Source organism: uncultured Shimia sp. (assembly GCF_947498095.1).
Lineage (GTDB): Bacteria > Pseudomonadota > Alphaproteobacteria > Rhodobacterales > Rhodobacteraceae > Shimia.
In genome coordinates, this window is sequence record NZ_CANMJE010000001.1 from 37,219 (window position 1) to 54,662 (window position 17,444).

The following is a 17,444-nucleotide window of genomic DNA, read 5'->3' on the forward strand; positions in this document are numbered from 1 at the left end:
TCCAATGGACCTCATTTTCTCTTCCATCGAGATCCTCGCCCGCTGGGATGTACTGCTCGCCCTGCTGGCCGGGTCCATCGGCGGCGTACTCATTGGGGCCATCCCCGGGGTTGGTCCCGCCGTGGCCATCGCGATCCTCTTGCCCGCCACCTTTTCGATGGATCCGATTGTCGGCCTGACCGTGCTCCTGGGCATTTACGGCTCGTCCATGTACGGCGGCTCGATCCCCGCGATCCTCATCAACACGCCGGGTACTGCGGTGAACGCGCTGACCACCTATGACGGCTACCCGATGACCACGCGGGGCGAGGCTCGGCGCGCCCTGTCTCTGGCTTATTCCGCGTCCTTTTTTGGCGGCATCTTTTCGGTGGTCTGCCTGATCCTCTTTGCACCGATCCTTGCCAAGATCGCGCCCATGTTCGGCAGCCGAGAGATTTTCCTTGCCGCCCTTCTGGGCCTGATCCTTGTCGTGGTCGCCCATCGCGGCCAGGCGCTCATCGCCGCGGCACTGGCCTGTTTCGGCATTTTCCTCAACACCGTCGGCCTTGAGCCGGTGAAATACACCAAGCGTTTCACCTTTGACCAAAGCTGGCTTTCGGGTGGCGTGAATTTGATCGTCGTCGTGTTGGGCCTCTTTGCTCTGTCTCAAGCCTTCTATCTGCTCACCGGCGAAGACGAAAAAGTCCGCATGACCAAACTCCGCGGTGGCCTCTTTCAGGGCTTGCGCGAGCTGGCCCGCCACCCCCGTGTGGCCGGGGTATCCGGCACCTTTGGCGTCCTGATGGGCATGATCCCCGGCGTCGGCGAATTCACCGCCCAGTTCCTCAGCTACACCTATGCGCAGAAGACGTCGAAACGCCCGCAGGATTTTGGCCACGGCTCTTCCGAAGGCCTAATTGCCGCAGAAACTGCCAACAACGCCGTGCCCGCCGCCGCAATGGTGCCGCTCCTCGCGCTCGGCATCCCGGGCGAAGCGCTGACAGCCATGATGCTCTCGGTCTTTTATGTGCACAACGTCGTGCCCGGCCCGCAGCTCTTTCAGAACGACATGGACTTTGTCGTCGCGCTGTACCTCGCGCTATTGTTGTTGAATATTCTGGTTCTGGTCTTCCTCTTGTTCGCCACCAACCAGCTCATCAAAGTGGTCAAGATCCCAAACCGATTCCTCGGCGCGGCGATCCTCGTCCTCTCTTTCGTCGGCGTCTACAGCTTGCGCAATTCCTTCACCGACTGCCTGATCGCCGCCTGTTTCGGCATCTTCGGCTTCGTTCTGAAACGGCTTTCCATCCCCGCCGTCCCGATCATCCTTGGCATGGTCCTTGGCGGCATTATGGAAGTCAAACTGCGCGCCGGTATGGCGCGGGTGAAATCTTTCCCCGACTTCTTCATCGATGGCCGGGGTGACACCAACAGTATTCGCCCGATTGCCGTGATCCTGTTCATCATGATTATCGGTGTCCTGCTCATCCATTTCCGCCGCGTCTGGCTGGATCGCAAAGAACTCAAGGAGGCCAAATGGTCGACCAAACACGCGTCAACGAACTTCGGAATGCACCTGTCCCGCCGCAAGGATTATTTATTGAGGGAGCGTGGTCGCAAGGTTCGGGGGAAACACTTGACGTACAATCCCCGATCGACGGGCAAACGCTAACCACGATCCCGCGTGCGACCCCTGCGGACGCAGAGCGTGCCATTGCCTCGGCCCGTGCGGCCTTTGACGATGGTCGCTGGAGCCGCATGGCACCTGCAGGTCGCAAAAAGGTTCTGCACAAGCTGGCCGATCTGATCGAAAAACACGCGCTGGAACTGGCGGTGCTTGGCGTGCGCGACAACGGCACCGAGTTGGGCATGGCGATCAAGGCTGAAAGCGGCTCGGCAGCCGGCACCTTCCGCTACTACGCCGAGGCGCTGGATAAGGTGTATGGTGAGGTCGCCCCCACCGACCCCAATTTCCTCGGCCTGATCCACAAGGAACCTGTCGGCGTGGTCGGCGCCATCGTGCCATGGAACTTCCCGCTGATGATCGGCTCTTGGAAGCTCGCGCCCGCGCTGGCCATGGGCAACTCGGTGGTACTAAAGCCAGCAGAAACTGCCTCTCTCTCCCTGCTGAAACTGGCGGAACTCGCGTCTGAGGCTGGCCTGCCCGATGGCGTTCTGAACGTCGTCACCGGGCAAGGGTCCGTCGTCGGCGAAGCCATCGCACTGTCGATGGATGTAGACGTGCTGGTCTTCACCGGCTCCGGCGGCGTCGGTCGTCGTCTCTTGGAATACTCCGCGCGTTCCAACATGAAACGCTGCTATCTGGAACTCGGCGGCAAATCCGCAAACCTTGTCTTTGCCGACGCTCCCAACCTTGATGAAGCTGCCAAGGTCTCGGCCATGGGCATCTTCCGCAACTCCGGTCAGGTCTGTGTCTCCGGCTCACGCCTGCTGGTCGAAGACAGCATCCACGATGACTTTGTTGCCCAAGTCGCCAAATACGCCGCCGAGCTCAAGGTCGGCGACCCCCTAGACCTATCCAACGATGTCGGCGCGGTAAACTCCCTCACCCAGTTGCAGGGCAACCTTGGCTTTGTCGACAGCGCCCGCGCCGACGGCAACACCATTTATCTCGGCGGCAATCGTATTCTCGAGGACACCGGCGGCTTCTACATGGAGCCCACCATCGTGACGGACGTGAAACCAAGTGACAGACTAGCTCAAGAAGAGGTCTTTGGCCCCGTCCTTGGTGTTCTGCCGTTCAAATCCGATGACGAGGCCATCGCGCTAGCCAATAACTCGATCTACGGGCTGGCGGGCGGTGTCTGGACCTCGAACCTCAGCCGCGCGCACAAGATGATCCGGGGCATCAGAACCGGCGTCGTGCATGTCAACACCTATGGCGGACCTGACAATACGGTGCCGTTGGGTGGGGTCAAACAGTCCGGCAACGGTCACGACAAATCCCTGCACGCGCTTGAAAAATACGTCGACCTCAAAACCGCCTGGATCAAGCTGTGACCAATACTCAAACTCTGATCGACCGGCGAGCCCAACTGCTCGGCCCCAATGTCTCGACCTTCTACGAGGACCCGATCCATATGGTGAAGGGTGATGGCGTCTGGGTCTGGGACGCGGACGGACGCAAGTACCTCGACTGCTATAACAATGTTCCGCACGTCGGCCATTGCCACCCCAAAGTAGTCGAGGCCATCTGCAAGCAGGCCGCAACACTCAACACCCACACACGCTACCTGCACGAAGGCATCCTGAACTATGTTGAGGCGCTGACCGACACATTTTCCAGTCCGCTGAACACAGCGATCATGACCTGCACAGGATCCGAGGCTAACGACATCGCCCTACGCATGGCACAAGCGGTAACTGGCAATACCGGCGTCATCGCGACAGACCACACCTATCACGGCAACACCATGGCCGTGTCACAACTCAGCTGCACCAACCCACCGCCCAACCGTTGGGATAACACCGCCTATGTCCCCGCTCCTGACAGTTATCGACCCTTAGGCGGAGAAAGCGGTGCGGCTCATGCACAGGCTTTTGCTGCCGCGGTGGACCAGGCCATCACAGAGTTGGCAGAACGTGGCCACGGCCTCTCTGCCCTCATCATCTGCCCCTACTTCGCTAACGAAGGTTTCCCCACCCTCGAAAAAGGCTTCCTGCAACCTGCCATCGATGCCGTGCGCAAAGCCGGAGGCATCATCATCGCCGACGAGGTGCAACCCGGCTTTGGCCGCCTCGGGACCGACTTCTGGGGCCATCAAAAAGCAGGTTTCCTGCCGGATATCGTGACCATCGGCAAACCCATGGCCAACGGCCACCCGGTCGGCGGTGTTGTCACCAGCCTCGACACCATGACAGCCTTCCGCAAAGACTTCCGCTACTTCAACACCTTCGGCGGCAACCCCGTTTCGGCCGCTGCTGCCCTTGCCACACTAAAGGTGGTGCAAGACGAAGGCCTGATGGAAAACGCCCGCATCACAGGGGACTATGCCCGCGAAGGGTTGCGCCAGCTGGCACAGACCCACAGCTGTTTCGGCGACGTGCGCGGCTCGGGCCTGTTCTTTGGTGCCGAAATGGTGCTGGATCAAAATGCCAAAACCCCCGCGTCTACCTTTACCAAGAAGATCGCCAACGCCATGCGCCAAAAAGGCGTTTTGCTGAACTTTCTCGGCATCCATTACAACGCTTTAAAGATACGCCCACCGCTACCGTTTTCCCGCGAGAACGCCGATATGATGCTCGAACGCCTTGATGAGGCCCTGACAGAAACCCCGCTGGAACCCTGATGGAGTCCCGCGTCGCACAGGCTCTGTCTCTTTGGAGCATGACAGGGGCAACGGCCTCACTCGTCGCCCAACGTGAAAACCATGTCTATCGCGTGGACCATGGCCCGCGAACCTACGCACTGCGTTTCCACCGCCCCGGCTATCGCACCGAGGCCGAGCTGCGCTCTGAGCTGGACTGGTGCCATTACCTCGCCGGGCATGGCCTGCATGTTCCGCGCCCCGAACCGGATTGCGCCGCCAATTCTCTGCCAAAGGTCGGCGACACCTATGTCAGCCTTCTGCCGTGGTTGTCCGGCACGCCAATCGGCGAGGGAACCGAGATCACCAGAGACGCAAATGCGATGACCTTTCGCGTGGGGCACGAGATGGCGCGCCTGCATGACCTCACGGACCAATGGCAACGCCCTCCCACATTTACCCGGCCCGACTGGACGTGCGAGGCACTGGTTGGCGACACGCCGCTTTGGGGTCCTTTCTGGGAACACCCGGACCTGTCGCCTGACGAGGTTGCGCTGCTGCAAGACGCTCGCACCGCCGCGCGCCGCGACATGGCGCTGGTGTCAGAAGACACCGGCCTTATTCACGCCGACATACTTGCCGAGAACCTGCTGCTGGACGGGGATCACCTGCGCCTGCTTGACTTCGATGACAGCGCGACCGGTTACCGTGCCTTTGAACTCGCCACTTTCCTCCTGCGCTACAGCGAACGAGCGGACTTTGTTGACCTCTGCGCCGCCTTGACCGATGGCTACGCCAAACGCAGGCGTATTGAACACGACGAACTCACCCTCGCCCTCTTGCTGCGCGCACTGACTTACGTGGGGTGGATCATCCCCCGCCGCAGTGAACCCGGCGGAGTCACCCGATCCAAACGCATGATTGCGCGCGCCACCCGGCTGGCGCGAACCTATCTGAACCGGAGACCCCTATGACACAGGACAAAACCATCCTCGTCGTTGGCACTTATGACACCAAGGACGATGAACTGAACTACATGCGTGACAGCATTTGCGGACAGGGCGGCAAGGTCCTCTCGATGGATATCAGCGTGCTGGGGGATCCTTCGGAACCCACCGACTATTCCAAACACGCAGTCGCCGAAGAGGGCGGGTCGTCCATTCAGGAAGCCATTGACAGCGGTGACGAAAACCACGCCATGCAGATCATGGCACAGGGGGGCGCCCGGCTGGCCTTGCGCCTTTATCGTGAAGGCAAAATTGACGGTGTTGTCGTTCTTGGCGGAACCATGGGCACTGACGTGGCTCTGGATATCTGTCAGGCGCTACCGCTCGGCGTGCCAAAGTACATTGTCTCGACCGTTTCCTTTTCGCACCTTCTGCCACCTGAACGCCTCGCTGCGGACATCCAGATGATCCTCTGGGCGGGGGGTCTCTACGGGTTGAACTCGGTCTGTAAATCCTCCCTCAGCCAAGCCGCAGGTGCCGTGCTTGGCGCGGCCCGCGCGGTCGAAAAGCCCGCCAAGGACAAACCGCTGATCGGTATGACCTCCTTTGGCAAGACCATCTTGCACTATATGGTCACGCTTAAGCCTGCACTCGAAGAGCGCGGCTTTGAAGTCGCCGTCTTCCACGCGACCGGCATGGGCGGTCGGGCTTTCGAGAGCCTTGCCGCCGAAGGCGCCTTTGCCTGCGTGATGGACTTCGCCACGCAAGAGGTCGGCAACCACCTCATGGGCGGCCTCAGCGCGGGCGCGGATCGCCTCACCAACGCAGGCGCTACGGCCACACCTCAAATCGTTGCGCCCGCCTGCTATGACCTTGTCGATTTTGTCGGTTGGAAATCCTTGCCCGAGCGCATGGGGGACAATCCCGCACATGACCACAATCGCCTGTTAAAGTCTGTGGTCCTGGATGCAGATGAACGTCGGGAAGTGGCTCGCGCCCATGCCGAAAAGCTAAGCCAAGCCAAAGGCCCAACGACCTTCGTCATGCCCAAGGGCGGCTGCAACGAATGGGACCGGCCCGGCGCGCCCTTGCATGACGCGGATGGCCTCGCGGCCTTCATTGACGAAATGGCAAACACCATCCCCGCCAACGTCGACTACCGCCCGATCGACTGCCACATCAACGATGCCGAATTCTGCGAGACAATACTCGCGATCTTCGATGGCTGGGTCGCAGAAGGCACGGTCAAAACCTAATGCAAAAGGGGCAGGCCACTGCCCGCCCCTTCATTTGGCGAAAATACTCGGGGTGAATTGGCGGCTTGCAGCTAAGAGGCGTCGCGCCCCTCCGTCCCCTCAGTGCATTAACTCTTCGGCTCAGATTTCCCATCAAACCGACGCTGCCATTCCTTCAAGATTGCCTTGCGGTTGTTGGCAGCAAACTCAAAGTCATTGTCGATCATCGCCTCTTGCAGCCCTTCGGGGAAATGCGGCACGGGCTTGGCCACCGACGGGATCGCCAAAACGGCGTAGCCGCCATTGTACAAACCGTTGGCCTCTTCGGTGACCGCGAAATCAACCAGCTTCTTGGCTGCGTCCAGTTTGTCCGTCCCCGCGACAATGCCCGTCGCTTCCATGTCCCAGCCCACGCCTTCGCTTGGCAGGATAATCTCCAGCGGCGCGCCGGCAGCTTTCGATTTGGCGCCCCGGAAAGCAAAGGAAATACCAATCGGAATTTCACCCGCCGCGGCCAGCTTGCAAGGCTTGGACCCAGAGTGCGTATAGCGAGCAATGTTCTGATGCAGCCCGTCCATGTACTCCCAGCCTTCCTCTTCGCCAAACATCTGCAACCAACTCGACACGTCGAGGAAGCCGGTGCCGGAGGAATTCGGGTTCGGCATGATCAGATGGCCCTTGTACTGCGCATCCAATAGATCCTTCCACGAGGTCGGTGGCGTCAGGCCCAGTTTTTCCGCTTCCACAGTGTTGTAGCAGATCGACGCGACCCAGGCGTCCATGCCGGTCCAATGCGGAGGGGTGTCGGCATCCACAAATTTTGGATCCAATTTTTCCAACCCAGGAGGCGCATAGGGTTCCAACATGCCTTCGGATTTCAGCAGCAAGAGCGATGTTGCCGCGAGACCCCACACGACGTCAGCTTGTGGGTTGTTCTTTTCTGCCAGCAACTTGGCGGTAATGATCCCAGTGGAATCCCGCACCCAGTTGATTTGAATGTCGGGGTGGTGGGCCTGAAATGCCGCAGCATATCGCGTCAGATCTTCAGCTTCGATCGCTGAATAAACTGTCAACGCGGTCTGAGCCTGCGCCGTCCCAAATCCAAGTGCCGCAGCACATACAGCAAGAATGCCAGTCAGTTTCATTAGATCACCCCACCTAGTGATAATTTGTCCATTTGGAAGTAATTGTTTTTAAGCAAAATAATCAGATTAGGCTATTTTTCAAAGAAACAATGCGGCACACCATTCCAGCACAGCTTGCAAACCGCAGGACAGCACAGAATACTGTCGCCAGATAACCATCGTTTGAGGCCGGCCGTGACACTTTTGCACCAATTGATATGGGGGTCCATTTTTCTTGGGCTGTGTTCGTTAGTGCACGTATTGCTGATCGGCTTTTGTGCAAACAGCATGATCTGGGCCAACAATTCCCTGTACAGGCACGGTCGCTTTGCCCGCGTGTTTGGCCTTGTGAGTGTCGGCTTTGGAATCATTACCTTCTCTCACACTGTTCAAGTATGGATCTGGGCCATCGCCTTTTTGGGGATGGGTGTGATTTCGGACATGAACAGCTCGCTCTACTTCGCCCTCGCGACCTATTCCACGGTCGGTTACGGCGACCTGACACTTGGGCCCGGCACCCGAATTTTTGGCACCTTCGCCGGGGTCAGTGGTGTCCTCAGCCTTGGCGTGAGCACGGCCATGCTGGTGGCCATGCTCAGTCGGTTTCTGGCGAAAGAACCAAAGGACATCCCTCAGGGTTCAGAAGATCAAGAGAAGCCATGACCAAAATCGCCTATACTATGACCGAAGGCAAAGGCGAGCTGGATCGCCTGCTCGCTGACTTTGCCGACACGCTGGCGACTCGCGGCGTGCGCACGTGTGGGATCGTCCAGATCAACACGGATTGTGACAGCGGCTATCGCTGCGACATGGACGTACAGGTCCTGCCCGATGGCGCTCGAATCCGGATCTCGCAACAGCTGGGCCGTGATTCAACTGGATGCCGGCTGGACGCATCCGCCCTGACTCAGGCCGTCGCGGATGTCGCCGTGCAAATGCAAAGCGACTTTGACATTTTCATTCTGAACAAGTTCGGCAAGCAAGAGGCAGATGGCGGCGGGTTCCGTGACCTGATCGCGGCTGCCCTTGATCAGGGTGCTGCCGTGATCGCCGGGACAAACGGACTCAACACACAACGTTTTGAAGCGTTTTCTGGCGGCCTTGCTGAGCGAGTTGACCCAACACCCGAGGCTTTGCTGGCGTGGTTTGAAGCCCCCGAAGGCGACTAGCCGGTCAGGTCTAGGGTGTGCCTTCAGCGTCCTCGTCTGCCACATCCCCAGTGTTCGTCAAGAGGATCGCTATTGGACGGGTTGCCGGGAAAAGGCCCATAACTGTCATGACACCTGACGTCAGAATTACCGACAAGATCGCCCCGACTAGACCCCAGATAGATGTCCAAAGTGCCAGCGATAACATGATCACGACCGGGCTGACGTTCAACGTGCGCCCCATCAGGCGAGGCTCCCAAAAATAGCCGATCGTCATCTGAGCGGCACAGAGCGCCAAGGCAATCAGCAACACGTCGTAGCTCAGCCCAAACTGGCCCAGCGCAAACAGCATCGGCAGCGCCATCGCCACCCAGCTCCCGACATAGGGTATGTAATTGAAGATCGCGGTCAGTACGGCAAAGAACGCGGCGAACTCTAGTCCGAAGACCAGAAATATCGCGTAGCAGATGCCACCCAGAACAGCGTTGATCATGGTCTTTGTGGTAAAATAGGTGCCGATCTGGGAAATTATCGATTCAATCGCCACCCAGACATTCGCGCGTTTCTGTTCGTCGGGCACCAGAGCCGCAACTTTGCGATGCATCGTGGCTTTTTCGAACAAGAACAGGATCGCATAGATGAACACCAAGATCATATACCCTGCCGAATAGCTCAGCGAATTGAGTGAGTATCGGATGACATCCTGAAGGCTGATCGAGTTTGCAATCAGGTTATTAACGGAATGCCACGTTAGCTCGACCTCTACGTCAAACTGTCGGGCAACATCTGAAACAATGACGGAAAAGGTCTCGATGTATTGCGGCAAGGCCCGCACAACCGCGTCCAGGTTCCGTGCAAAGAACCCGACCCCCAGCAACAGAATTGCAAAAAGAACGATGCAGGTCATGGCCAGCCGCATCCAAGGCGGCACGATGCGGGCATAGAACGGAATACGTGACAGCTCGCGCGAAATCCCATCCATGAGAAACGCCAACAAGGCCCCCAAAACAACAGGCACCAACAGCGCTTCGGCTGCTGCAAACAGCCATCCCACCGCTATTGTCGCAACAATCACGAGGCATACTGAGATTGTTCTGAGATAATTCTCTGTATCCATTGGCTTTTTACCTATCGAGGCCCCAAACACAAAAACCCGTTCCAGTCTCCACTGTCAAATGCTTTGCAACACTCTGACAGGTGCCTCTGACGGTGCAGGAGGTATGACACTATGAAAAGAAACTTCATAGGAGTCATTTAATTCGACACTCGCATTAAATGCCGATATGGTCTCTTGGAACACAAAGGGGGTTGCGATGGGTCACCCGCAGGACTGCGGGCACATGTTCCAACGCGAGTCACGCACGCACTGATAGGGATGGACCATATGTTCCTTTTGACGGACACCGGGGGCACAAATACACGTATTGCACTTGGCGATGAGTCCGGCGTGCAAAGGGGGACGGCTCAGAGTTTTCGAAATGCCGACTTTGACAGCTTCGATTCTGTGGTCAGCCGGTATTTGTCAAACCAGCCGCATCAATCCATTCGCGCCTGCGCGTTTGCCTTCGCCGGCCCCTTAAGCGGGCGATCACCACGGCTTACGAATCTGGATTGGGCCATTGATGCCGACAAACTCCAGCAAAAAATCGGCGCGCCTGTTCGGTTGCTGAATGACCTCGAAGCCATGGGGCGCGCATTGCCGGTTCTGGCGGCTGCTGATGTTCTGAACCTGACAACCGCCACCGGCACGAGTAATGGGCAGATGCTGGCCGTGGGCGTTGGCACCGGCATGAACGCCTGCGCCGTTAAAGCAGTTGAAGGATCTGACGTCGCGGTTTGGTCGTGCGAATACGGCCACTCGCCTCTTTCGGCCTCACTCATGGGCGCCCTTCAAAAACAAGGCCTGTCGCCATCGAATTTCACAAGCGTTGAACATCTTTTTAGCGGTCGTGGCTTTGCGGAATGCCGGGATCAAGGCGTTGAAGAAGCCACTTTTGCGAATTGGCTGGGGCAACTCTGTGCCGCCCTTTCGATGCAATTCCTGCCGCTTGGCGGCTTGTACCTCGCAGGCGGAGTGGCACGAGCAGTTCTGACGATGGACAGCGGAGCGGCTTTTAACGATGGTCTCTCTCAAGCACTGCCACAGAGCGCCGTGTATCCCCCTGTGTCACTGATCACAGCCGATGACGCAGCGCTTCAAGGGTGCCTCTCGGTTCTGACGGACTAACCGACAATGCCTTTGCGAACGATGTTGAGCGCAGCGACACAGAGAACGATCAACGTGACCTTACGAAACGTGGCCTGATCGATCCGATCCTGAATACGCCCACCAATCCACATGCCCACCAGAGCCGGGATCAACAAAGCCATGGTCAGCGGCACAGTCTTTGCATTCAGAATGCCCGAACCGATATGTGCGCCAACCAAAGTCAAAGCGCCCAGACCATAGATCACGCCCTGCACGCGGATCTGCTCGGTCTTTTCGGTACCCAGCGACGTTAGATACATCACCGTCGGCGGCCCCCACATGCCAGAGAGCCCACCGATTGCTCCAGCAAAGGCTCCAATCGCAGCCTCCAACCGGAAACTGGGGCGTGGCAGGCGCAACTCGTATCCGACAAGTTGGATCAGGGCAAAACTGGCAACGGGGATGCCAATGATCAACAGGAATACGTCCTGCGGAATGACTCGCACCAATTGCGCTGACAAGACCATCGTGCAAAAGCCGGCAATCAGGAACACGCGAAACTGTTTGACCGAAGCGAGAGCGGCACTAGGTCCGTTACGTGTGGCTTGCATAAGATTGCTCCCTACAGTGGGGGCAATCAATCCAGCCAAGGCCAGTTCAGGCGACAAGAACGTTGTCAGCCCCGAAATCAGGATCATCGGCATGCCAAACCCGACAATACCTTTCACGACTCCTGACAAAACGGCCACGGCAATAGCTACGGCAAAAAGCGACGGGCTGAGGATCGAGAACAGGGAGTCCATGCCAGAGTGATAGGGGTATTGGCGGGCGGTGGCAAAGGTTGGTCGCGCAACAAACGAACAAATGATATTCTGCACAAGCATTATAGTTGCGCTGCAGGTGCAAAAGAATTATGTCACAATGCAGCAAAAGACAGGATATGATTCATGGCCCACGACGGACAGGACCTGACAATGACACACACCGTTATTCTCCCCGATCTGCTTTCTCTGACCGGGGCGGCCTTGCCCCCGCTTGAGGCGCTTCTGGACACAGCCAAAACCTCTGTGCGCGACATGGTCAGCGTCGACGGACGCGTTTCCGGCGGAAAGCTGGAAGAGAATCAAACCGCTGCACATGGGTTGTCGTGGCTTGCCACCTACGTCGAAGCCCTGCGCCAAATGCAGAACTGGGCCACCCGCATGCAGGACGAAGGCAAGTTCGGCGAGATGGAGCAGTTGATCCACCAGATCGCCTTTGGCGAATACCTCTGGCAGGTCTATGGCGGCATTCCGATGTCCCAAAACGAGATGATGCGCCTGCAAGACCTTGGCCTGAGCCAGGACGACATGCGCGGCCTGTTGGAGCCTGCTGTGATGGCCCTGACACAGTCGGGCAACACACAAGCGGCTCGCACGCGCCTGATTGAACTGATGCAGGACAACGCGGGCCACGCTACTTTTGGCACCTCGGGGCTGGATGAAGAGCTTGAGATGATCCGCGAACAATTCCGCCGGTACGCGGACGAGCGGGTCGTGCCGAACGCACACGAGTGGCACCTTAAAGATGACTACATCCCCATGGAAATCCTCGAAGAGCTTGGTGAAATGGGCGTCTTTGGCCTGACCATTCCCGAGGAATACGGCGGATTGGGCCTCAGCAAAGCCTCGATGGTCGTGGTGTCCGAAGAATTGTCGCGTGGTTACATCGGCGTTGGGTCCCTTGGCACCCGCTCCGAGATTGCTGCTGAACTGATTCTGGCAGGCGGCACAGACGAGCAAAAAGAACAGTGGCTGCCCAAGATTTCATCCGCTGAAATCCTGCCGACGGCTGTGTTTACAGAACCGAACACGGGCTCTGACCTAGGTTCATTGCGCACCCGCGCGGTCAAGAACGCGGATGGTGACTGGGAGATTACCGGCAACAAAACCTGGATCACCCACGCCGCCCGGACGCATGTCATGACCCTGTTGGCCCGCACCAACCCGGACACCACAGATCACCGTGGCCTGTCGATGTTCTTGGCCGAGAAAACCCCTGGTGATGACGAGAACCCCTTCCCCACCGAAGGCATGACCGGCGGCGAGATTGAAGTGCTCGGCTATCGCGGCATGAAAGAGTTTGAGCTGGGCTTTGACGGTTTCAAAGTCAAAGGTGAAAACCTGCTGGGTGGCGAAGAAGGTCAGGGTTTTAAGCAACTGATGAAGACCTTTGAAGCGGCCCGCATTCAGACCGCCGCCCGTGCCATTGGTGTCGCGCAAAACGCGCTTGAGGTCGGCATGCAATATGCCGAAGACCGCAAGCAGTTTGGCAAATCCCTGATCAACTTCCCGCGTGTCTCGGGCAAGCTGGCGATGATGGCGGTAGAGATCATGGTCGCCCGTCAGCTGACCTACTTCTCGGCATGGGAAAAAGACCACGACCAGCGCTGCGACCTTGAGGCAGGCATGGCCAAACTCCTTGGCGCGCGTGTTGCCTGGGCCTCGGCTGACAACGCGTTGCAAATCCACGGCGGCAACGGTTTTGCAATCGAGTATCAGGTCAGCCGTATCCTGTGCGACGCCCGCATCCTCAACATCTTTGAAGGCGCCGCAGAGATCCAAGCTCAGGTGATCGCACGCCGCCTGCTGGGCTAAGCGCAAAATCAACCAAACCTGCAAAGCCCCGATGCGCACCGCGCCTCGGGGCTTTTCAATTTACCTGCCCTCGCTTTTGAGCTGATGTTTCAATCCGCGCACAGCGGCCCATAACAGAACGCGGGAATATAACTTGTGCACCCCCATGAACGCGCGAAACCCCAAGGCAATCTGCGGCGGCGCGTCGCCCTTTGCAGGTTCCGGCACAATCGCCGTCCCGAACCACAGATGCGCATCGCTTCCGGGCCTCGGTTCCACCATCAGCCACGTTCGCACTGCGCCGCGCCGCACCTCCAATAACAGCTCATGCCCGTTGCGCTGCAGTGTCGACCACAGCGCCATGGTCTGGCCCTCGCCAGCCGCCAGCGCCGCCACTTCTTCTGCAGAACTCGACTTTTTCCCAAACGCTGCCAGAACCATCCGCTCAGCCCGAAAGACCGGCGAGTCAAACATAGCGCGGATGTAATCTGCAAGCTCGGTCGCCGCGTCCGCAGGCACCGCAAAGGCATCCGCATGACACCCCGGCATCTCGACAAACTGTTGCAACAGGCTGGCCCGAGGCACCTCGCGTTCCCGAATGCGTTTCATCTGTCTTCACCCTTTTCCAAATGTGCCGCCACCAGCCTGTCAAAGGTGGCTGATACGGCAATGCTGCGCTCGATCGGCTCCCCTTGCCAGACCATCTGCGTCCCGACAAAAGCCGCATATTCCAACTCTGCAAAGGCCCGCGCCTCTGTGGCCTCCAGAGCGCCCGACTTGCCATAAAGCCAGGCCAGAAACCCGATCCGCTTTTCGTCAACCTCGGCCAGCTTGGCCGCGACAACGGGGTTCTGGAATCCATACAGCCGCATGGCGACTTCGATCCGGTGATCCAGCCTGCGCACAATCGAGGCCAGCTGATCTGCCTTGGCCCCCGAAGCCGCCATCACATCATCGGTATAGGTTTTTTCCCAATGCGCGATCAGGTCCTTCACAAACCCAGCATGATCCGTGAAATGCGCATAAAAGGCCCCCGTTGTGCGTCCTTGCACCTTGCACAGATGCGCCAACTTGAGGCCATCCGGCCCCAGACGTGCCAACTGCGTCAAACCTGCCTGCAGCCAGTCCTCTTTGCTCAGCCGCCCTACCATCAGAACAGGCTGCCCCAAAAGCCGAGCGACGCGATCGGTACAAAGAACCACCCTTGCGGCAGGTCGGAGAGCGTCAGCCCCGCGCGCGAAAAATGCCACAACCCAATGCCCCAGATGGCGAAACCCGCTGCCATCAGACTGCCCATCACCGCCAGGTCATTCGCCCCACCCCACAGTGCGGGCCACAGAAACAAAAGGCACATCAAACACAGGCAGATCGACACCAAATGCCAGCAGTAATAGGCGATGTACTTCGGCTGTTTCTCCAGATCCTGCGCCTCCAAAAGCGGTGCCGCCACCTCTGTCCCGCCCATGAAGATATGCGCAAGCGCGGCAAGGGCTGAAAGACCTCCGGCGACAAATAAGGGATCGAACATGGGAACCTCATATGCACTGTTGATTCTACGTAACATAACATATGTTATTGAAACTGTCCAGAGACCGCCCTTCCTCTTCCGCCCATCCAAGCACCTTCAAATGGTGCCGCAGGGCGTATCGCTTGCGGCACCCCTTGCACGCCTCTTGATCGCGCATATATTTAACAAATATGTTAAACAGGAGTGCCCCATGCGCAGCATCACCATCACCTACGAATACGCCGGACCCGACGCCCCGTGGCGCGCCTTGGTTGAGTCCTTTATCGCGGCCCTCGACTCGGACGACGGGATTCCCGGAAGTTTCTCCTATCAAGTCGCGGTTGCCGACAATGGAACCACCCGCATCCACTGGGGTCGCTGGGACAGCGCCGAAACCCTCGCCCACGTGCAGGCGCAGGACTATTTCAAATCCTTTGCAGGCGCCCTCAAGGACTTGGCGGGCGACACACTCTCTCCAACCGGAACCAACGTGATGGCACGCACGGCAAACTGGTAGGGCTTATTCGTTGACGCGGTATCATATTACCGCGTTGAAATTGTACAAAACAATCAATCCGCCCAAAAATTGATGTACAAAAAGGTCTTTTTACCACTTTCTGTCGTTTTCGCTGCACTGCGGCATTGCGGCTCTTGCATGGAATCAATCCCACCCCTAACTCTTCAGTCATGACCACGACTCGCCTCTCTCCCGACAGCTGGATCGAAGCCGGCTTTGACGCCCTGATCGCGCAGGGGCCTTCTGCCCTGAAGGCCGAAGCGTTGGCGCGGGGCTTGAAGACCACCAAGGGATCGTTTTACTGGCATTTCAAAGACGTTCCTGCCTTTCACGAGGCCTTGCTGGAACGCTGGGAAGAATGCAGCCGCAGCCGCTTTCAGAACGCTCTGACAATCGACGACACGCCGGTACAGCGTCTGCGTCACGTCGCGCAAGTTGTTGAAAAAGAAGAAAGTACCGATCCCGTCCATGCGCTTGAGCCCGCTATTCGCGCTTGGGCACATGGCAATGAAAAGGTGTCGGACGCCGTGCAACGGGTCGATGCCCTTCGCATGGAAGAGTTGACTCGCCTGCTTGAGGAGCTGGGACTGTCAAACCCAGAGCTGTCCCGCATCATTTATGCCGCCAATCTAGGAATGGCAGAGTTGTCCGGGCGAGATCGCCAAGACAATGAAGATGCTTTGGGAACACTGGTCGATCTGGTCCTCGCGCTCTATTCTTAAGACAATGAAACACTTTGCTCTGATATGTATGACTCTGCTGGCCGTAAGCGGCTGCAAGAAGGATGAGACCGTGGCGGGCTATGATGGTGGCAAAACCTGGTCTCTGATCGAGCTGGACGGCCAAGCCTTTGACGCGCGCGCAACACTTGTGTTTGGCGATGACGGCAAAATAACGGGGCAAGCCCCCTGCAACAACTATTTCGCCACCCAGACCGAACCCTATCCGTGGATAAACATCAGTGCGATCGGCTCAACGCGCATGGCATGCCCGGAGCTTGAGAAAGAAACACAGTTCTTCACTGCGCTCGAAGACATGACGTTGGCTGAAGTCACCGGAGATGTCTTGTTGTTAAGCAACGACGCAGGCCGCGAGATGGCGTTCACACCTGTGAAAGACGCCGACTAAGCATATCCACCAGACGACCACGCGCCGTAGGCAAAGGCTTGTTCCCCAGTTCCGGCGCGAGCTTATGCTCCATAAAATACCCGGTTGTTGAAAGCGCCACGAGGACGTCTTCATCCGATGCTTCACCCTGTCCGACAAGGCAGGGTGGTAACGGAAGCAGACGGTCTTCCCACTCACCGGCCCCAGCCTTGGACACAGCCCGACCACTGCGAGGCGAGACATAGATCAACCCCTCACGTGCACCCGTTACAGCACATTGGCTAAGGTCCAACCCAAACCCCAAGTCTTCCAGCAATGCCAGTTCCCATCTCAGATAGGCCAAAGGCCAGAGATCGTTTTGGCCCAAAAGATCCAGCAGTTGCTCACTTCGCTGATAAAGCGCCGGATGTGGCTCGCGTTCTGGAAGGGCAAAGGACAACAAGGCCGTCACCGCATTCAAACCCGACAGAGAAAACCGATCTGACAATGCGGCCGCGCGACTGCGCACTGGCTCAACAACGAAACTGCCGATGTGGTCCTCTAACCTTGCCCGCCACGTCACATCCACTTGCCCACCGGGCTGCAGGATCGGTGTCATCTTACGGCTTGTACCGCCACGTACCACCCCGGCATGACGCCCACGCACCGGGGAGAAAACCTCAAGGATCACAGAGGTTTCCCCGTGCTTTCGTGTGCTCAGCACAATGCCTTGATCTCGCCAGTCCATGGGCAGAGACTAGTGGGTTTTTGGCGATTGCCAAGGCTTGTCCTGAGGCGCGTTAGGATGCCTCCGGCCGGAGTATTTTGGG

The 17,444-nt window shown here is 58.0% G+C and carries 19 protein-coding genes; 12 read left to right on the plus strand and 7 right to left on the minus strand.

What is annotated here, in order from left to right:
• Positions 1 to 4 precede the first annotated feature (4 nt).
• From Q0932_RS00160 to Q0932_RS00180, 5 genes are read left to right on the plus strand one after another with little or no spacing between them, the layout of a single operon-like run.
• Positions 5 to 1,651: a tripartite tricarboxylate transporter permease gene (locus Q0932_RS00160; protein WP_299348237.1), complete on the plus strand. Its 1,647-nt coding sequence runs from the start codon at positions 5 to 7 to the stop codon at positions 1,649 to 1,651.
• Entirely contained in the window at positions 1,633 to 3,000 is a 1,368-nt protein-coding gene (locus Q0932_RS00165; RefSeq protein ID WP_299349627.1) for an aldehyde dehydrogenase, read from the plus strand. The genes Q0932_RS00160 and Q0932_RS00165 overlap by 19 nt, the downstream gene beginning before the upstream one ends.
• Positions 2,997 to 4,289, plus strand: a complete 1,293-nt coding sequence (locus tag Q0932_RS00170) for an aspartate aminotransferase family protein (RefSeq protein ID WP_299348238.1) — start codon at positions 2,997 to 2,999, stop codon at positions 4,287 to 4,289. Before Q0932_RS00165 ends, Q0932_RS00170 begins: the two co-directional genes overlap by 4 nt.
• Positions 4,289 to 5,221, plus strand: coding sequence for a phosphotransferase (locus Q0932_RS00175; protein WP_299348241.1), 933 nt, complete (start codon positions 4,289 to 4,291; stop codon positions 5,219 to 5,221). The genes Q0932_RS00170 and Q0932_RS00175 overlap by 1 nt, the downstream gene beginning before the upstream one ends.
• Positions 5,218 to 6,450, plus strand: a complete 1,233-nt coding sequence (locus Q0932_RS00180) for a Tm-1-like ATP-binding domain-containing protein (protein WP_299348244.1) — start codon at positions 5,218 to 5,220, stop codon at positions 6,448 to 6,450. The genes Q0932_RS00175 and Q0932_RS00180 overlap by 4 nt, the downstream gene beginning before the upstream one ends.
• A gap of 107 nt (positions 6,451 to 6,557) precedes the next feature.
• Here Q0932_RS00180 and Q0932_RS00185 read toward each other — a convergent pair whose 3' ends face one another.
• The gene (locus Q0932_RS00185; protein ID WP_299348246.1) at positions 6,558 to 7,574 is read right to left on the minus strand and encodes a putative 2-aminoethylphosphonate ABC transporter substrate-binding protein; all 1,017 of its coding nucleotides are present in this window, start codon (positions 7,572 to 7,574) and stop codon (positions 6,558 to 6,560) included.
• A 267-nt stretch (positions 7,575 to 7,841) separates the two neighbouring features.
• Between Q0932_RS00185 and Q0932_RS00190 the strand changes: the two genes are divergently transcribed.
• Positions 7,842 to 8,216, plus strand: a complete 375-nt coding sequence (locus tag Q0932_RS00190; RefSeq protein ID WP_299348249.1) for a potassium channel family protein — start codon at positions 7,842 to 7,844, stop codon at positions 8,214 to 8,216.
• Positions 8,213 to 8,722, plus strand: coding sequence for a DUF2478 domain-containing protein (locus tag Q0932_RS00195; RefSeq protein WP_299348252.1), 510 nt, complete (start codon positions 8,213 to 8,215; stop codon positions 8,720 to 8,722). Before Q0932_RS00190 ends, Q0932_RS00195 begins: the two co-directional genes overlap by 4 nt.
• A 10-nt stretch (positions 8,723 to 8,732) precedes the next feature.
• Here Q0932_RS00195 and Q0932_RS00200 read toward each other — a convergent pair whose 3' ends face one another.
• Positions 8,733 to 9,818 (minus strand): AI-2E family transporter, encoded by a 1,086-nt coding sequence (locus Q0932_RS00200; protein ID WP_299348255.1) that lies wholly within the window; start codon positions 9,816 to 9,818, stop codon positions 8,733 to 8,735.
• A gap of 267 nt (positions 9,819 to 10,085) precedes the next feature.
• Here Q0932_RS00200 and Q0932_RS00205 point away from each other — a divergent pair, with 267 nt between their 5' ends.
• A complete protein-coding gene (locus Q0932_RS00205) occupies positions 10,086 to 10,928 on the plus strand; it encodes a glucokinase (RefSeq protein WP_299348257.1) in 843 nt (280 codons plus the stop codon).
• Here the strand turns inward: Q0932_RS00205 and Q0932_RS00210 are convergent.
• Positions 10,925 to 11,692 carry a sulfite exporter TauE/SafE family protein gene (locus tag Q0932_RS00210; protein WP_299349628.1) on the minus strand — a complete coding sequence of 256 codons (768 nt, stop codon included), beginning with the start codon at positions 11,690 to 11,692 and terminating at the stop codon, positions 10,925 to 10,927. The two genes, Q0932_RS00205 and Q0932_RS00210, sit on opposite strands and share 4 nt — an antisense overlap.
• A 144-nt stretch (positions 11,693 to 11,836) precedes the next feature.
• On the opposite strand from Q0932_RS00210, the gene Q0932_RS00215 reads away from it, so the two are divergent.
• A complete protein-coding gene (locus Q0932_RS00215) occupies positions 11,837 to 13,525 on the plus strand; it encodes an acyl-CoA dehydrogenase family protein (protein ID WP_299348259.1) in 1,689 nt (562 codons plus the stop codon).
• Positions 13,526 to 13,585: 60 nt separating this feature from the next.
• Here the strand turns inward: Q0932_RS00215 and Q0932_RS00220 are convergent, their stop codons facing one another.
• Genes Q0932_RS00220 through Q0932_RS00230 form a run of 3 tightly spaced genes read right to left on the minus strand, consistent with a single transcriptional unit; the run spans position 13,586 to position 15,032 of the window.
• Entirely contained in the window at positions 13,586 to 14,113 is a 528-nt protein-coding gene (locus tag Q0932_RS00220) for a hypothetical protein (RefSeq protein ID WP_299348261.1), read from the minus strand.
• A complete protein-coding gene (locus Q0932_RS00225; RefSeq protein ID WP_299348264.1) occupies positions 14,110 to 14,655 on the minus strand; it encodes a TetR/AcrR family transcriptional regulator in 546 nt (181 codons plus the stop codon). Before Q0932_RS00225 ends, Q0932_RS00220 begins: the two co-directional genes overlap by 4 nt.
• Positions 14,655 to 15,032: a hypothetical protein gene (locus Q0932_RS00230; RefSeq protein WP_299348267.1), complete on the minus strand. Its 378-nt coding sequence runs from the start codon at positions 15,030 to 15,032 to the stop codon at positions 14,655 to 14,657. The genes Q0932_RS00225 and Q0932_RS00230 overlap by 1 nt, the downstream gene beginning before the upstream one ends.
• A 190-nt stretch (positions 15,033 to 15,222) precedes the next feature.
• Here Q0932_RS00230 and Q0932_RS00235 point away from each other — a divergent pair, with 190 nt between their 5' ends.
• The 3 genes from Q0932_RS00235 (at position 15,223) to Q0932_RS00245 (ending at position 16,656) form a co-directional block, all read left to right on the plus strand.
• Positions 15,223 to 15,528, plus strand: coding sequence for a hypothetical protein (locus tag Q0932_RS00235; RefSeq protein ID WP_299348270.1), 306 nt, complete (start codon positions 15,223 to 15,225; stop codon positions 15,526 to 15,528).
• Between the two features lie 170 nt (positions 15,529 to 15,698).
• Entirely contained in the window at positions 15,699 to 16,250 is a 552-nt protein-coding gene (locus Q0932_RS00240; protein WP_299348273.1) for a TetR/AcrR family transcriptional regulator, read from the plus strand.
• 4 nt (positions 16,251 to 16,254) lie between these two features.
• Positions 16,255 to 16,656: an META domain-containing protein gene (locus Q0932_RS00245; RefSeq protein ID WP_299348276.1), complete on the plus strand. Its 402-nt coding sequence runs from the start codon at positions 16,255 to 16,257 to the stop codon at positions 16,654 to 16,656.
• Here Q0932_RS00245 and recO read toward each other — a convergent pair.
• A complete protein-coding gene (gene recO / locus Q0932_RS00250) occupies positions 16,631 to 17,362 on the minus strand; it encodes a DNA repair protein RecO (RefSeq protein ID WP_299348279.1) in 732 nt (243 codons plus the stop codon). The two genes, Q0932_RS00245 and recO, sit on opposite strands and share 26 nt — an antisense overlap.
• Positions 17,363 to 17,444 lie beyond the last annotated feature (82 nt).

Bases quoted from the DNA above. Each gene is read 5' to 3' on its own strand.
- Q0932_RS00160 (WP_299348237.1), top strand. From the start codon at position 5: ATGGACCTCATTTTCTCTTCCATCGAGATCCTCGCCCGCTGGGATGTA.
- Q0932_RS00175 (WP_299348241.1), top strand. From the start codon at position 4,289: ATGGAGTCCCGCGTCGCACAGGCTCTGTCTCTTTGGAGCATGACAGGG.
- Q0932_RS00180 (WP_299348244.1), top strand. From the start codon at position 5,218: ATGACACAGGACAAAACCATCCTCGTCGTTGGCACTTATGACACCAAG.
- Q0932_RS00185 (WP_299348246.1), bottom strand. From the start codon at position 7,574: ATGAAACTGACTGGCATTCTTGCTGTATGTGCTGCGGCACTTGGATTT.
- Q0932_RS00190 (WP_299348249.1), top strand. From the start codon at position 7,842: ATGATCTGGGCCAACAATTCCCTGTACAGGCACGGTCGCTTTGCCCGC.
- Q0932_RS00195 (WP_299348252.1), top strand. From the start codon at position 8,213: ATGACCAAAATCGCCTATACTATGACCGAAGGCAAAGGCGAGCTGGAT.
- Q0932_RS00200 (WP_299348255.1), bottom strand. From the start codon at position 9,818: ATGGATACAGAGAATTATCTCAGAACAATCTCAGTATGCCTCGTGATT.
- Q0932_RS00205 (WP_299348257.1), top strand. From the start codon at position 10,086: ATGTTCCTTTTGACGGACACCGGGGGCACAAATACACGTATTGCACTT.
- Q0932_RS00210 (WP_299349628.1), bottom strand. From the start codon at position 11,692: ATGGACTCCCTGTTCTCGATCCTCAGCCCGTCGCTTTTTGCCGTAGCT.
- Q0932_RS00215 (WP_299348259.1), top strand. From the start codon at position 11,837: ATGGCCCACGACGGACAGGACCTGACAATGACACACACCGTTATTCTC.
- Q0932_RS00220 (WP_299348261.1), bottom strand. From the start codon at position 14,113: ATGAAACGCATTCGGGAACGCGAGGTGCCTCGGGCCAGCCTGTTGCAA.
- Q0932_RS00225 (WP_299348264.1), bottom strand. From the start codon at position 14,655: ATGGTAGGGCGGCTGAGCAAAGAGGACTGGCTGCAGGCAGGTTTGACG.
- Q0932_RS00230 (WP_299348267.1), bottom strand. From the start codon at position 15,032: ATGTTCGATCCCTTATTTGTCGCCGGAGGTCTTTCAGCCCTTGCCGCG.
- Q0932_RS00235 (WP_299348270.1), top strand. From the start codon at position 15,223: ATGCGCAGCATCACCATCACCTACGAATACGCCGGACCCGACGCCCCG.
- Q0932_RS00240 (WP_299348273.1), top strand. From the start codon at position 15,699: ATGACCACGACTCGCCTCTCTCCCGACAGCTGGATCGAAGCCGGCTTT.
- Q0932_RS00245 (WP_299348276.1), top strand. From the start codon at position 16,255: ATGAAACACTTTGCTCTGATATGTATGACTCTGCTGGCCGTAAGCGGC.
- recO (WP_299348279.1), bottom strand. From the start codon at position 17,362: ATGGACTGGCGAGATCAAGGCATTGTGCTGAGCACACGAAAGCACGGG.